This window comes from Photorhabdus asymbiotica (assembly GCF_003634575.1).
Taxonomy (GTDB): domain Bacteria; phylum Pseudomonadota; class Gammaproteobacteria; order Enterobacterales; family Enterobacteriaceae; genus Photorhabdus; species Photorhabdus asymbiotica.
This window is the reverse complement of sequence record NZ_RBLJ01000005.1, coordinates 371118-386076: the sequence shown is the minus strand read 5'-3', so window position 1 is coordinate 386076 and position 14959 is coordinate 371118. Positions and strand designations below refer to the sequence as shown.

Sequence of the window (14959 nt, the reverse complement as noted above, 5' to 3'; positions counted from 1 at the left end):
TTACTGAAACACAGTTGTATGATAAAACCATAGTGAGAATATGGTATTGATAATCATTTCCAATAATATTTAATTAACTATAATGATCATGTTGTTCACAGAGATGTGGACTTGGAATCATTCTTATATGACTGGAGTACATGATATGAGCTATTCATTACCTTCTCTTCCTTATTCTTATGACGCTCTGGAACCTCATTTTGATAAGCAGACGATGGAAATCCACCATACCAAGCACCATCAGACTTACATTAATAATACCAATAGTGCTTTGGAGGCTTGCCCTGAGCTGGCAAAACTTGATATTGATGATTTGATCCAGCAATTAGATAAGATACCGGCGGATAAACGTACTTTTGTACGCAACAATGCTGGTGGTCATTCTAATCACAGTCTGTTTTGGAAGGGACTGAAATTAAAAACAACGCTGAAAGGCCCATTGAAAGAAGCTATTGAACGTGATTTCGGTAGCGTTGATGTTTTTAAAGAAAAATTTGAGCAGGCAGCAGCTACCCGTTTTGGTTCTGGTTGGGCGTGGCTGGTGCTGAAAGATGATGGTAAACTGGCGATTGTCTCTACTGCTAATCAGGACAGCCCATTAATGGGTGAAGCTATTTCTGGTGCATCTGGCTATCCGATTATTGGTTTGGATGTTTGGGAACATGCCTATTACCTGCAGTATCAAAACCGTCGTCCTGACTACATTAAAGCGTTCTGGCATGTCGTTAACTGGGATGAAGCTGCAGAACGTTATCAGGCAAAAGTAAAATAATTTTCTAACTCATTTTCTTTTTTCTGCTATGCCGGCTGATATTACTGCCGGCATTTTTATTGATTGGGTATTGGTTTATGATGATGCCGGGCTGATTTCAATTAAGGAAAGTGAATTATGCATTATCCGCAGGTATATACAGGCAAAATTGAAATATCAGAAAAACTGTCTGCCAGTGCGATTAACAAACGGATGGTTGATGGCCGCCTGCATCTGACTGCTCTTGGGTTAGAAGGTGATGAACAGGCTGAAACCCGTTTCCACGGAGGCCCTGATAGGGCGCTTTGCCATTATCCTCGTGAACACTATGATTTTTGGATACGTCAATTTCCAGAGCAGGAAGATTTTTTTATTGCGCCGGCATTTGGTGAAAATATTTCTACAACTGGGCTGACTGAAGAAAATGTTTGTATAGGTGATATTTTCAGTTGGGGAGAGACAATGATTCAGGTAACTCAGCCTCGTTCACCTTGTTATAAGCTTAATTCTCATTCCGGTATCAGCAATTTTTCTGCCATTATGCAGGAGAGTGGACGTTGTGGTTGGCTTTATAGGGTCATTGCTTCGGGAAATATCAGTCCAGATGAGCCTCTTGTTCTTGTTTCCCGTAATAGTGATGTTTTAGTTAAAGAAGCGATAGCTATTGCTTTTAATATGCCATTTGATGAAGAACAGTATCGGCGTTTAATGAGTGCTGCTGCGTTATCTGCCAGTTGGAGCCTTACTATGCAAAAGCGGGTAATGCTTGGAAAGATTGAGGATTTTAATCGTAGGTTGTTTGGGAAATAATAAAATGTGCATGTGGTAAACATGCACATTTTAAGTTGCTGACTTTTAGTGTTTAGACTACTACTGCCAGGTTTTCATCAATGAAAAAATTTGTACTGGCAGTTTACATGGGGTATTAAGTGTCTTTTCATCACATTTTTTTACTAACAAATGGTTTTTACTGTTTTTAACCCTGTGATTTAGCACTTTTTATTAATGCGATAAATCCCGACTTATTCAGGCTATATCATGTGGATTATCGTTTTTCACTCATCTGAAAGTAAAGGGTTATGGAAACTTTTACTCATTTAAATACCTTATCTGAAAGTGATAAAACAGCAGTTAAGAAAAGCTGTTTTTTATATTGCGGTGAGGTTTTAAAATCTGGAAAAAAGAGGTAGCATATTATGAAAAAACAGGTGATAACTTTAATCAATACTGACATTAGAAGAGAAAACGTCAGGAAAAACGGGTTTTCGACGACAGTGTTAATCTAATAATAATGGCATGAGATTATATTAAAACATTTAACAAGATTAATCGTATTAGACAAGTTACTCAAGAAAATATTTTACATTTTTGTATAATTACAAAAAGCTTACAAAAAATCAGAGATAATCGTTTTAAAGAACGGATAAGCCTTTAGATCAACCAGATTATCAGAAAAAAGAATGAAAACATTTAGCAATATTAAAAACTATTGAATAAATAGGCTTTGATTTTAAACCTAAAATAAATCAAATATAGGAAAAACGAGAAAACCTAAATATCAGTTTAATGAAAATGAGAAAATTAAATACATGTCAGGAAACGGAAAAAACTATTAGGTTTAAAAATTGCTCGTAGAAAGCAGCCGATTACCGGCTGATTATTCAAACGTCGTCTTATTTCACTTTCTTAAACAGTTTCGGTGTGTTGCTCGAAAAATCAATCCAGGGGTTAGTGCCAAGCAATTCTGAGTGGGATACGCTGGGCTCATCGTAGCGCATTACAAAGGTTTCTGGACCATGTGCATACGCTATAATTAAACCTTGTTCCGCATCTAGGAAACCTTCGTGTATACCCAGACCGGGATAACTGAGGCGCACAGCCGAATCGTCCAGGCCAACGTGATCAATAGTCAGGCGTACAGTCACTCCATCGGGCAATACGAAGAACCAAGTTAATGGTCCACCGGAAACTACGGTCATCACCTCATCGATACCGGCACCATTGTCCGAAGAGTTCAGGAAACGCTTTCACCATCGTTGATGAGAAGAGACATCTTGTTTTTAAATGGGTTTATCGGCAGTTTGAAATGTGCACGTGGTAAACGTGCACATTTTATTTCTAAATTAAGGATGGGCTATAAAACCAACAGCTTCGTACACTTTATCTAGCGTAATTTGGGCACGGGCTTTTGCCTTGGCTGCACCTTCTGCCATGATTTTATTCAACAGGGCTTCATCATTACGAAAATGATGGAAACGCTCTTGTAATTCAGTCAACATACCGGAAACTGCATCAGCGACAGCACTTTTTAAATGACCATACATTTGGCCTTCAAATTCAGCTTCCAGTTCAGGAATGGTTTTGCCAGTAACGCCAACTAGGATATCCAATAGGTTAGAAACACCCGGTTTTTGTTCTAAATCGTAACGAACGCGAGGGGGTTCTTCCGAATCTGTAACTGCACGTTTGATCTTTTTAGCTGCTGACTTTGGATCTTCCAACAGAGCGATAATGTTATTACGGTTATCATCTGACTTGGACATTTTCTTTTCTGGGTCTTGCAGAGCCATAACACGAGCGCCACCTGTTGGGATAAATGGCTCTGGTACAGTGAAGATATCGCCATAGATAGCGTTAAATCGCTGAGCGATATCACGACTCAGTTCGAGATGTTGTTTTTGATCGATACCGACTGGAACTTGGTTTGTTTGGTATACCAAGATATCCGCAGCCATCAGCACTGGGTAGTCAAACAGGCCAGCGTTGATGTTTTCGGCATGACGGGCTGATTTGTCTTTGAACTGAGTCATGCGACTGAGTTCACCGAAATAGGTATAACAGTTTAGCACCCAGCTTAACTGAGCATGTTGTGGTACATGGGACTGAACAAAAATGGTGCTTTTCTTCGGATCGATACCACAAGCCAGGTAGAGTGCCAGTGTATCTAGAGTGCGTTTTTTCAGTGCTGTTGGGTCTTGACGGACAGTAATTGCATGCTGGTCTACGATGCAATAGATACAGTCATAATCATCCTGCATTTTAACCCACTGACGTAACGCCCCCATATAGTTACCGATGGTTAATTCACCGGAAGGTTGTGCGCCGCTGAATACAATAGGTTTTTGGGAGTTTGGTTTTTCAGATACAGTGGGTTTATTCATTTTATTATGCTTCCTGAAGTTTTAAAGATGGGAGTCCAATTGTGGGTAGCAGATCCGAGAAATTTGTTAATATGCAGTCGGGATTGCTTAATGCAATAGATTCACCGTAGTTATATCCATAGGTTAAACCCACACAAGGGCAACCTGCTGCTTGCGCCGCTAAAATATCATTACGAGAATCACCGACAAAGAGTAATTCTTCCTTACGCAGCCCGAATGTTCCCATTGTTAGATAAATAGGTGCTGGATGTGGTTTTTTCTCTTTAACATCATCACCACCTAATACCAATGAAAAGTATTCACTGATGCCCAAGGAAGCCAGCAGAGGAGCAATAAAAGGTGTGGGTTTATTGGTGATAATACCCATTGGCAAGTTGTGTTTTGCCAATTCTTTCAATGTGGTTTTAACTTCCGGGAACAGCTGACTACCTGTTGTGACAGTTGTTTCATAGAACTGGTCAAATAGCTTACGGGTTTCTGTATGCAGTTGTACGGTTAAGTCGACTTTAGCCCACGTCAATGCGCGTTCAACCATAATGTCAGCGCCGTTACCTACCCAGGCTGCAACTCGTTCTTTTCCTGCAGTAGGGAAACCTTTGGCCAACAGTGCTTGATCTAGTGCATCAGCTAGACCACCGGCGCTGTCTACTAATGTACCATCTAGATCAAAGGCGACAGCACGGATGCCTTTTAATACCTTATTTGCCATGAGATACCTTTGACAATTCACTACGCATATTATCAATGACTGTTTTGTAATCTGACTGACTAAAAATGGCAGAACCCGCAACGAACATGTCTGCACCAGCCTCAGCAGCTTGTGCAATGTTGCTAGTTTTAATACCACCGTCTACTTCAAGACGAATATCATAGCCGCTTTTATCGATGATTTTACGAACTTGGCGCAACTTATCCAGTGTCCTTGGAATGAAAGATTGGCCACCAAAACCAGGATTTACTGACATCAAAAGAATGACGTCCAATTTATCCAGGACATAATCAAGATAACTTAATGGCGTTGCGGGATTGAATACTAAACCAGCTTTACAACCATATTCTTTGATAAGTTGTAGGCTGCGATCGATATGTTCACTGGCTTCTGGATGGAAGGTAATGTAAGTCGCCCCCGCTTTGGCAAAATCAGGGATAATGCGGTCAACCGGTTTAACCATCAGATGGACATCGATCGGTGCAGTGATGCCATAATTTCGCAGAGCTTGACAGACCATAGGTCCGAACGTCAGGTTAGGAACATAATGGTTGTCCATGACATCAAAGTGAACAACGTCAGCACCTGCCGCTAGCACCTCAGCGGTATCTGCACCCAATCGCGCAAAATCCGCAGATAAAATGGATGGGGCAATCAGAAAATCTTTCATTATCTTCTCCAAATCGTTTCTATCACCCCTTAATGGCGAGGCAAAAGGGGGGTGGATAACAGTCAGCGATATAATGCCAACAGTTCGTCTACTTTACTGCGAGCAAGGATATTCCTGCTAATAGTGCGACGTGCTTTGACAATATGAAGTGAAGCCTGATAGTACCATTTTCGTGTCATTGGCGTATCGTGATTGGATATCAAAACAGGAATTGCACGTTCTGATGATAACTTAAATGCAATATGTGCCAGATTTTCCTGATCGGTAATGTTAAAACTGTTGGTGTGGTACGCCGTAAAGTTTGCGGTTGCTGATAAAGGAGCATAAGGCGGGTCGCAATAGATAACTGAGCCTTTATGTGCTTTGTCCAACGTGTATTGATAGTGCTCACAAATAAAAGTCGCATTTTGCGCTTTTTCAGCGAACCAATATAATTCTTCTTCGGGAAAATAGGGTTTTTTATAGCGGCCAAAAGGTACGTTAAATTTACCATGAGAATTATAACGGCAGAGGCCGTTGTAACAATGGCGATTGAGGTAAAGGAATAACACGCTGCGGTGGAACGGGTCGGTACTTTGGTTAAATTGTTCCCGTAACTGATAAAAATGCTCGGCTGAGTTGTATTCTTGGGTAAACAGAGGGCGGGTATGAGCTATAAACTCATTCGCCCTGAATTTTACTGTGTTGTATAGGTTAATAAGGTCACTGTTGATATCAGCGAGGATGTAAGAATCGTAGTCTGTGTTCAGAAAGACAGAACCTGCGCCAACAAATGGCTCTATCAGACAACTACCGGCTGGCAAATGACGTTTGATATCATCTACCAACGGGTATTTTCCACCGGCCCATTTCAAGAAAGCGCGTTTTTTTTTCATGCTGTCAATTAATTACTCAATCATTCCAGAGCCGCAGATTGTACTCTGTTTGGGACAGCATATCAGCGCCTAATAAATATTGTTTTATTTTCTTAGGTCCTGTTGCACTTGCTGCATCGTTCTGACCCAAGGTTTTTTCGCCTGAATTTCGTCTGGCAGGGATGAAACAGCCCGTTTAGCTTCAGAAACAGAACGGTAATTGCCGTGAATTAAGACAAACCAAGTTTTCCCATTGCGTTTGGTTTCGTAAACTTTGTAGTGGGTGAGGTTATGCTTCTTAGCGAAAGAAGTCAGTGTATCTGAACGACTGGCACTGCTTAATTGCAAAGTGTAGTGATTTGGTGGGGTTTTCAGCAGATTATTGCCAGTGTTGGCCACATTATTTTTACTATTAGTAGTATGATTTGTTGATGGTTTTGATTTAGTTGATTCCTCTGGTTTCAGTGGACGGATATTTTCCGATTTTTGCTGTACCGGGGGAGGTGGCGTTATTGTTTGTGGTTGCTGGGTTTTGTTCAGGTTCTGCACCGCATGATTTATATTGCTTTGTTGCTGAGTCAAAACGTCAGGAATATTGCCGGATAATTCAATTTGTTGATTTTCGCCACTGTTAACTTGGGGCGGTTGTGGGTGCATTGGGGTACCACTGACAGGAGGAACATGAATTTCCTGTGGTCTGTTCATTGCGTCTGTGGTGGTATTTTCTGATGTTACAGATTGACCGTTATCATCCTTTTTGGCTGATGAGCTTGATAAATCAATATTTCTTTCTGCAACATTTGGCGATTGCTGTTTTTCATGTTCAGTTGGCGCTTTTAAAGCAGAACTGATGGCAATAATCAGTAGTAGGAGCACCAAAATTCCAACACCAATCATCATTTGTTGGCGTGAGATTGCAAACTTGGGTTTGTTTAATTGCTGACGTGATCGTGAAGGGCGGCGATCTGAGGTGTCTGGTCTAAACTCGTTATCTGCCCTTTGCGCGTTTTCCGATTTGAATTCGTCCATATGCCCTCCAAACAGAGCTAATACTGCCAATTGCAATTAAAGTCGGTCCGGTAGGTTGACCCAACTAGAATGAATGAAAATTTGTGACAAAGCAGTTATTTTATGACACATCCACCGGATGTATGCAAAAAAACATTTAATTTATTGATAATCACACACTCTCAGAGGGTAAACACTGACGAACAGCTTCAAGAACGCAATCATACCCAATATCTGCGCGTAGACTAGCTTTGCCAATTGCAATTGGAAGAATCAGATGTAATTTCCCTGCTATGACTTTTTTATCTCGCATCATATGCGGAAGATAGGTTTCTGGTGACATGTTCTGTGGTCCGTGTACAGGTAGATTTGCTCTTTTCAGCAATCGGATAATACGTTGAGTATCCTGCTCAGAGAAATCTCCTGCGAGCTGGGCTGTTCTTGTCGCCATAACTATTCCGGCAGCGACAGCTTCTCCGTGTAGCCAGACGCCATATCCCATTTCTGTTTCAATTGCGTGACCAAATGTATGACCAAGATTCAGCAGAGCACGCAGGCCGCTTAATTCTTTTTCATCTGCTGCGACAACTTCTGCTTTCAATTCGCAACAACGACGGATGCAGTAAGCCATTGCTTTGTTGTCGAGGGCTAGCAGTTTATCCATATTATCTTCAAGCCAGCTAAAAAACTCACTGTCAAGAATGATACCGTACTTAATTACCTCAGCCAGGCCAGAAGAGAGTTCGCGGGCTGGAAGCGTTTGCAGGCAATTGAGATCAACCATCACAGAAACTGGCTGATAGAATGCGCCTATCATATTTTTGCCAAGAGGATGGTTTACTGCGGTTTTTCCTCCAACAGAAGAATCAACCTGAGCAAGAAGGGTGGTAGGAATCTGAATAAAACGGACACCACGTTGATAACAGGCAGCGGCAAAACCAGTTAAATCACCGATTACGCCGCCACCGAGAGCGATAAGCGTTGTATCTCGACCGTGGTTATTTTCTAACAGAGCCGAGAATACATCGTCTAATATGGAAAGAGATTTGTACTGTTCACCATCAGGCAGAATAATTTCATCTACCCGAACCCCGGCTTGCTGCAAAGTGGCTTTTACTTTTGCCAAATACAGCGGAGCCAGTGTTTGATTTGTTACCAGCATAACTTGCTGGCCTGCTTTTAGTGGTGCAAAAGCAGAAGGATCATCGAACAATCCTTTTGCAATGGTAATGGGGTAGCTACGCTCCCCTAAAGTAACAATGATCTTTTCCATAGCAGCCTTAGCCTTAATTATTTATCGCTGTATAGACTTGCCTGAATCAATTTTTTTCCAATAACTCGATGATTTGGTTAGCAACAACTTTTGCACTTTGCTCATCGGTACGGATAGTGACATCAGCAATTTCCTCATACAGAGGATTACGTTCGTCCGCTAAATTTTCTAAAACTTCACGTGCTGGGGCATCAACTTGAAGTAAAGGACGTTTTTTATCGCGTTGGGTACGTGCTAACTGTTTTTCAATGGTGGTTTCCAAGTAGACTACGACACCACGGGCAGACAGACGATTTCGGGTTTCTCTGGATTTTACAGAGCCTCCACCAGTCGCCAGTACAATGCCTTGTTTTTCAGTGAGTTCGTTAATCACTTTTTCTTCGCGTTCGCGGAAGCCTTCTTCGCCTTCCACATCGAATACCCAGCCCACGTCAGCTCCGGTACGTCGCTCAATTTCTTGATCGGAGTCATAAAACTCCATATTGAGTTGCTGAGCTAACTGACGACCAATAGTGCTTTTGCCGGCACCCATAGGCCCAACCAGAAAGATATTACGTTTCTCTGCCATGTTTTTGGTATTACTAAGACTATTCGTTAATGATAACCCGCCCCGCTAATCAAATCAGCAGCGGGACCTAAACTGAAACCTCATGAGCGGTAATGTGAGATCAGATGAGAAAATTATCTCAGTTCATCAGCCAGTTTTGCAACTATATAAATCAACGATGAGCTTCCTGTAACAGAAGCCCTGGTTTTATTGGCTTATTTATTGTGATGTTAACCCGACCACTCAATTAGCTAACTCTTGTATGCTAAATCGGACTCAGCGTCAAATCTATAAACAGGGTTAGCTGAAAAAATCTGCGCATGATCATACTGAATAGTTGGGGTTTTTATTTTTAATTCATTGATATAAATACTTTATTATTTTTTGTGGTTAAATATCCATCAGTTGAGGTGTAATAAATATTATCAGCTCCCGACGGCTGTGTTTATGACCTTTTTGATCAAATAGTGAACCGAGTAGAGGGATGTCTGATAGATAGGGTATTTTCTGAGTTTTCTCACCTTTTTTTTGTTGAAAAATTCCACCGAGAATGAGTGTTTCACCATTTTTTACAGTAACTTGAGTCATTATTTCCTGTTTGTCGATGGTCAGATTTTCACCTCCTCCCTGACTTATTGAGATCCCCGGCATATTTTGACTAATTTTTAGAGAGAGCCTGATTTTGTCTTTTCTGAGTATATGGGGTGTGACTTCCATTCCCAGTACAGCTTCTTTAAATTGCACGGTACTTTTCTCTTTTTCCTGACTAACATAGGGGATGTCCGAGCCTTGCTTAATGCTGGCTAGTTGTTGATGTGAAGCTGTCAATCTTGGGCTAGCGATGATATCCAGTAGGTTTTCTTGTTCCAGGGCGCTAAGTTCCAGTTCCAGTAAACTGGTATGGATACGGGCAATATTAAGTGCGAATCGGTGCATATTGTCGTTGGCTGCTTGGTTGATATTGAGGCGATTTATACCTGTTGATGTATTAAGCTGTTCTCCTATCGGTATTCCCCAATAAATTCCCAGTTCATGTAATGCTTCTCTGCTGCTAGTCACAATGTGCGCAGTAATCTGCACTTGCTGCTGTGGAGTATCTATTTCTTTCAGCCAGCTTTTTATCTGGGCGATTGCGATAGGAGTATCTTTTAAAATTAGGCTGTTAGTTTCAGGATCAAAATCAGCTTTACCCTCTTTAGTCATTAACGCAGGTGTATTTTGCCTGAGATTAAGGGCAATTCTTTCTGCATCTGCATATTGTAATGTTGTTGCAATGTGCTGAATCTCAGTGTCATAGACTGATTGATCAATTAGCTCAGTTGGTTGTTCTTCTGGCTCTATTATCGGGGGAGTAAAAGGATTTCTTATTTCTGCAACACAAATAACGGGCAGAAAAATGATAAATAGAATGAATTTTTTAGTCATAAAGTTCCTCATATGAGGTTTCTGACAAGGTCATTTTGACATTTAGAAACTCGCCTGACGGTGAAACAGAAAACTGTTTAATTAGCAGCGGTGGATGTAACGTTTGTAATGCACTAAGGAAATCCAACATTTGTTCGTAGTTTAAATAAATCATTATTTGCCAGAGAGTTTTTTCTCCTTCTTTCTTACGTTGCCACTCAAGAATTTGCCCACCGGAATTTATCAATGGTTGTTGCAGTTGTTTTACTGCGGAAATTTTCACGGTATTTTGTGATGGCTTACTCAGTTCGTTTTCTATTTGGTGTATGTGTTGTTGTATATTTTCCAATAAAGGTAACTGATTTAGTCGGTCATTAGTTGATTTTGTATTAATTTCTTGGGCGACTATTTCTTGTGTCAGGTTAATTTCCTGTTCAGTGCTCTCTTGCCAGAAGAAAAGATAAAATAGGAGTAGAAATGGGATAATGCTCGCTTGCTGCCAAACAAAGAGCAGCCAAGCTGGCTTGGCAAACCACCATAAATAATCACTTTTTATCATCGGGTATCTCCGTCTGCCAATTAGCGTCGATAATAGACTGCCTGATTTGTTGCTCGGTTGTGGTCATTTTTTTTAGTTGAATTTCAGAAAGTTGTTCGTTGTTTTCAAGATTATCTAGCAGTGATGTCATACTGGAATAATCCAAACTATTAGCCACGAGTTTCAATTGACCAGCATGGTCATCGAAAGCTGTCAGCCAACTTCCTTCCGGAAGTAAATCCGGTAGTTGATTAAATAATTTTAAATGCTGCTGATTCTGTCTCAGCCGTGTTTGTTGTTGCTTTAATTTATAGGTCAGCTTGTTGTAAAGATTAAACGCCTCTTCTGTTTGAGTTATCTGTTGTTGCAAATGTAATTGCTGCCGGTTGAGTTGTTGCAGTTGCCTTTGATACCGGTTAATTGTTTCCTGTTGTTTGAAAGAGATCCAAATAAGTACTATTAGCCACAATATCAATTGCAGTAAGAGAAGAATAATCCACCAGCGATAGCGTTGTTTCAGCCGAGTTTGTCGCCAAGGCAAAAAGTTAACCTGATACATCATTTATCATCCGGTCTGAGTGCTAAACCACCTGCTATCACATACTCCATTAGTTGAATTGGAAGCGGGGGATGATAGTGACGGAATGCTGCCAGCATGTCCCAAGAGCAGGTTCCCTCTGGTAGAGCTTCGTGTTGGAAGCTGCTGTAATAAATCTTTTCTTCAATGATAGATAAGGCAGGTAATTGGCTAATAATCTGTTGAGGAGAAACAGCAGTATTTGCGGATACCAGATCATAGGCAAAAGGCGCATTGGCAGGAGATACCCATAACCAACCGGATTGTTGCCTATGTAACAACCAACTATTAATTGGAACGCCAGAATATTGTGCCATATAGCGTAGAGCACAAGGCGCAATGTCAATGGCATCTGGAAATATGCCTGCTTGTGCAAGACATTGTAGCCAGAGGTCTAGATCTTTCTGGCGAGCCGCGCTGATATAGGCATTTTGCTCAATAATACGATAATCCAATGTCAGTTCACGGGTATTAAAGGGAAATTGTTTTTCGGCACTGGCATTGATGAACCAACCTTGTTCTGGTTCTTTAAGGCTAATATCTGAAGGTAAAATCAAATTCCGCTGCAACGTTTGTTGCACAGGTAAAGCGAGTCTGAAACTGATTTTTTTAGGTAATTTCTGCCGCCATTGATTTAAAATGTCGCGTAATATTTCTGGTCGTTGTAAACGACCTTCTGGCATAACCACATCAGGTAAAAGATATTGCCAGCAATGGCGAAGCTGCCAACCATCACGGCGTTTTATAGCTGCGACGGCACGAACGATGCCATTTTGGATGTCCAATCCGACATACCACTTTGGTGAGTACATATGGCGATCTCCATATCAGTAATTTTAATAAAAGACCGTATTCAAGGTGTTGTGTAACCTTTATACTACGCGCCAATCGTTTATAAACCACCCAACTAACGTGGCATGGGAAATTTCAGGTGAAGTTCGTAAAGTATTTTTTAATCTTTGTCGTGTGTTGCATTTTTCTGGGAACGGTCTCGATTTTTGGCATGTACAAATATATCGAGCCTCAGTTACCTGATGTGGCGACATTAAAAGATGTGCGATTACAGACACCAATGCAGGTGTTCAGTGCGGATGGGGAGCTTATTGCTCAGTATGGTGAAAAGCGCCGTATGCCTCTTACGCTGTCCGAAATTCCACCGATTATGGTGAAAGCATTCATTGCAACGGAGGACAGTCGTTTCTATGAACACCACGGTGTTGACCCTGTAGGGATTATCCGGGCAGCATCTGTAGCCGTGAGTTCAGGGCGTGCTTCACAAGGGGCAAGTACTATTACTCAGCAATTGGCGAGAAATTTCTTTCTCAGCCCTGAAAAAACGTTGACGCGTAAAATCAAGGAAGTTTTTCTTGCTATCAGGATTGAGCAGTTACTGAATAAAGATGAGATTCTCGAACTTTATCTCAATAAAATTTACCTTGGTTACCGGGCTTATGGTGTCGGAGCGGCGGCCCAAGTTTATTTTGGTAAGAGCGTCAATGAGTTGACACTGAGCGAAATAGCCATGATTGCCGGTTTACCAAAGGCTCCTTCTACTTTTAACCCACTTTATTCTTATGGTCGGGCAATTAACCGTCGGAATGTGGTTTTGAGTCGTATGCTCGATCAGGGTTACATTACTCAGCAGCAATATAATCAAGCCAGAAATGAAAAGCTGGTGGCTAATTACCATGCTCCTCAAATTGCTTTTTCTGCTCCATATTTATCTGAGATGGTACGTCAGGAGATGATTGAGCGCTATGGTGAGAATGCTTATACCGACGGTTATAAAGTTTATACCACCATTACCCGTAAACTTCAGTTAGCAGCCGTAGAGGCGGCTCGTAATAACACCATTGATTATGATGTACGTCATGGCTACCGCGGGGCGCAGGAGGTCTTGTGGAAAGTAGGTGAATCCGGCTGGTCTCAGGAGCAGATCCTTAAGAAACTGAAAACACTGCCAAATTATGACCCGTTAATGCCGGCAGTGGTGACCAGAGTAAGTACTGATCGGGCAACAGTAATGTTGGCTGATGGCAGCAATGTAGAATTGCCAATGGCAGGTGTTCGCTGGGCCAGAAAGTTCAGATCTGATAATGCACAGGGTGCAGTTCCTCGTAGTGTGAATGAGGTGGTTCAGGCGGGTGAACAAGTTTGGGTGCGAAAAGTAAAAGATATCTGGTGGTTGGCACAAATACCGGAAGTTAATGTTGCTCTAGTTTCTATTGATCCTAATGATGGTGCTGTGAAGGCACTAGTGGGTGGGTTTGACTTCAATTTGAGTAAATTTAACCGAGTTACTCAATCATTACGTCAAATTGGCTCTAATATTAAACCGTTTCTTTATGCGGCAGCGATGGATAAGGGGTTGACACTGGCTTCTTTGCTCAATGACCTGCCAATTAGCCGCTGGGATGCGGGAGCGGGTACTGATTGGCGTCCGAAAAACTCACCGCCAACTTATGCTGGGCCAATCCGTTTGCGTCAAGGGTTAGGGCAATCGAAGAATGTCGTGATGGTTCGCGCAATGCGTGCAATGGGGGTGGATTATGCCGCGGACTACTTACAACGATTTGGCTTCCCAGGGAAAAATATTGTTCGTACAGAATCTTTGGCTTTGGGGGCTCCATCGTTTACACCAATGCAGGTGGTACGTGGATATTCGGTCATGTCAAATGGCGGTTATCTGGTTGATCCTTACTTCATTACTAAGATTGAAAATGAAGATGGAGATATTCTGTTTGAAGCCAGACCTAAGGTTGCATGTTCGCAATGTGATATTCCGGTGATTTATGGTGATACTGCACGTTCAATCGAACTTTCTGAAAACTCGATTGAAAATGTAGCTCAATCTCATGTTAGCCAACAGGAGATATTGCCGTTACCTGAATTAGAAAAAGTACCGGTAATGGATGGTAATGAAAATGAGCAAAAGTATGCTCCTCATGTTATCAGTACTCCTCTGGCATTTTTGATCCATGATGCCCTGAATTCGAATATTTTTGGTGAGCCAGGTTGGACTGGTACGGGTTGGCGCGCCTCGCGTGATCTGAAACGTCGTGATATTGGTGGCAAAACTGGTACAACTAACAGTTCAAAAGATGCTTGGTTCTCTGGTTATGGACCGGATATTGTGACAACCGTCTGGATTGGTTTTGATGACCACCGTAGAAGTCTTGGTCGTACTGCCGCTGGTGGCGGTGAGGCGGGTGCGAAGAGTGCACAGCCAATTTGGGATGACTTTATGAAAGTGGCACTGGAGGGGGTTGCTGAAAAAGAAATAGCGCCTCCTCCGGGTATTGTTTCTGTCGTGATAGATCGTAGGACAGGGAAACTTGCTGGCGGAGGTGGGGATACTCGCAGTGAATACTTCATTGATGGAACTCAGCCTACAGAAAGTGCAATACAGGAAGTTGGTACAACCTTGATTGAAGATGGTGAAAGCCAAGAATTGTTCTGATAAATAA

The 14959-nt window shown here is 41.8% G+C and carries 15 protein-coding genes; 3 read left to right on the top strand and 12 right to left on the bottom strand.

Translation table 11 applies throughout. The features are described 5' to 3' along the window. Window positions 1–145: 145 nt before the first annotated feature. Both sodA and yiiM read left to right on the top strand, forming a co-directional pair. Window positions 146–772, top strand: a complete 627-nt coding sequence (gene sodA / locus BDD30_RS21465) for a superoxide dismutase [Mn] (protein WP_041381438.1) — start codon at window positions 146–148, stop codon at window positions 770–772. A gap of 117 nt (window positions 773–889) precedes the next feature. Then, window positions 890–1561, top strand: coding sequence for a 6-hydroxyaminopurine reductase (gene yiiM / locus BDD30_RS21460; RefSeq protein ID WP_012776258.1), 672 nt, complete (start codon window positions 890–892; stop codon window positions 1559–1561). A gap of 863 nt (window positions 1562–2424) precedes the next feature. On the opposite strand, the gene BDD30_RS21455 is transcribed toward yiiM, so the two are convergent. From BDD30_RS21455 to pilM, 12 genes are all read right to left on the bottom strand, one after another. After that, a complete protein-coding gene (locus BDD30_RS21455; protein WP_049795175.1) occupies window positions 2425–2730 on the bottom strand; it encodes a hypothetical protein in 306 nt (101 codons plus the stop codon). 144 nt (window positions 2731–2874) lie between these two features. Further along, complete coding sequence (gene trpS, locus BDD30_RS21450) at window positions 2875–3912, bottom strand: tryptophan--tRNA ligase (protein WP_012776260.1); 1038 nt, start codon at window positions 3910–3912, stop codon at window positions 2875–2877. A gap of 4 nt (window positions 3913–3916) precedes the next feature. Beyond that, window positions 3917–4621: a phosphoglycolate phosphatase gene (locus BDD30_RS21445; RefSeq protein WP_012776261.1), complete on the bottom strand. Its 705-nt coding sequence runs from the start codon at window positions 4619–4621 to the stop codon at window positions 3917–3919. Continuing rightward, a complete protein-coding gene (gene rpe, locus BDD30_RS21440) occupies window positions 4611–5291 on the bottom strand; it encodes a ribulose-phosphate 3-epimerase (RefSeq protein ID WP_041381439.1) in 681 nt (226 codons plus the stop codon). The genes BDD30_RS21445 and rpe overlap by 11 nt, the downstream gene beginning before the upstream one ends. A 62-nt stretch (window positions 5292–5353) precedes the next feature. Continuing rightward, the gene (dam, locus tag BDD30_RS21435; protein ID WP_012776263.1) at window positions 5354–6166 is read right to left on the bottom strand and encodes an adenine-specific DNA-methyltransferase; all 813 of its coding nucleotides are present in this window, start codon (window positions 6164–6166) and stop codon (window positions 5354–5356) included. Window positions 6167–6250: 84 nt separating this feature from the next. Further along, a complete protein-coding gene (locus tag BDD30_RS21430; protein ID WP_041381440.1) occupies window positions 6251–7174 on the bottom strand; it encodes an SPOR domain-containing protein in 924 nt (307 codons plus the stop codon). Window positions 7175–7325: 151 nt separating this feature from the next. Next, window positions 7326–8426, bottom strand: a complete 1101-nt coding sequence (aroB, locus tag BDD30_RS21425) for a 3-dehydroquinate synthase (protein ID WP_012776265.1) — start codon at window positions 8424–8426, stop codon at window positions 7326–7328. 46 nt (window positions 8427–8472) lie between these two features. Then, on the bottom strand, window positions 8473–8994 hold the full coding sequence (gene aroK / locus BDD30_RS21420) for a shikimate kinase AroK (RefSeq protein ID WP_012776266.1): 522 nt from the start codon (window positions 8992–8994) through the stop codon (window positions 8473–8475). A gap of 369 nt (window positions 8995–9363) precedes the next feature. After that, window positions 9364–10398, bottom strand: coding sequence for a secretin N-terminal domain-containing protein (locus tag BDD30_RS21415; RefSeq protein WP_012776267.1), 1035 nt, complete (start codon window positions 10396–10398; stop codon window positions 9364–9366). Beyond that, complete coding sequence (locus BDD30_RS21410) at window positions 10391–10936, bottom strand: hypothetical protein (RefSeq protein ID WP_012776268.1); 546 nt, start codon at window positions 10934–10936, stop codon at window positions 10391–10393. Before BDD30_RS21410 ends, BDD30_RS21415 begins: the two co-directional genes overlap by 8 nt. Further along, window positions 10923–11477: a PilN domain-containing protein gene (locus BDD30_RS21405; RefSeq protein ID WP_012776269.1), complete on the bottom strand. Its 555-nt coding sequence runs from the start codon at window positions 11475–11477 to the stop codon at window positions 10923–10925. The genes BDD30_RS21410 and BDD30_RS21405 overlap by 14 nt, the downstream gene beginning before the upstream one ends. Then, window positions 11474–12304 (bottom strand): pilus assembly protein PilM, encoded by an 831-nt coding sequence (gene pilM / locus BDD30_RS21400; protein ID WP_012776270.1) that lies wholly within the window; start codon window positions 12302–12304, stop codon window positions 11474–11476. The genes BDD30_RS21405 and pilM overlap by 4 nt, the downstream gene beginning before the upstream one ends. A gap of 119 nt (window positions 12305–12423) precedes the next feature. On the opposite strand from pilM, the gene mrcA reads away from it, so the two are divergent. Further along, window positions 12424–14952, top strand: coding sequence for a peptidoglycan glycosyltransferase/peptidoglycan DD-transpeptidase MrcA (mrcA, locus tag BDD30_RS21395; RefSeq protein ID WP_012776271.1), 2529 nt, complete (start codon window positions 12424–12426; stop codon window positions 14950–14952). The last annotated feature ends 7 nt before the right edge of the window (window positions 14953–14959 follow it).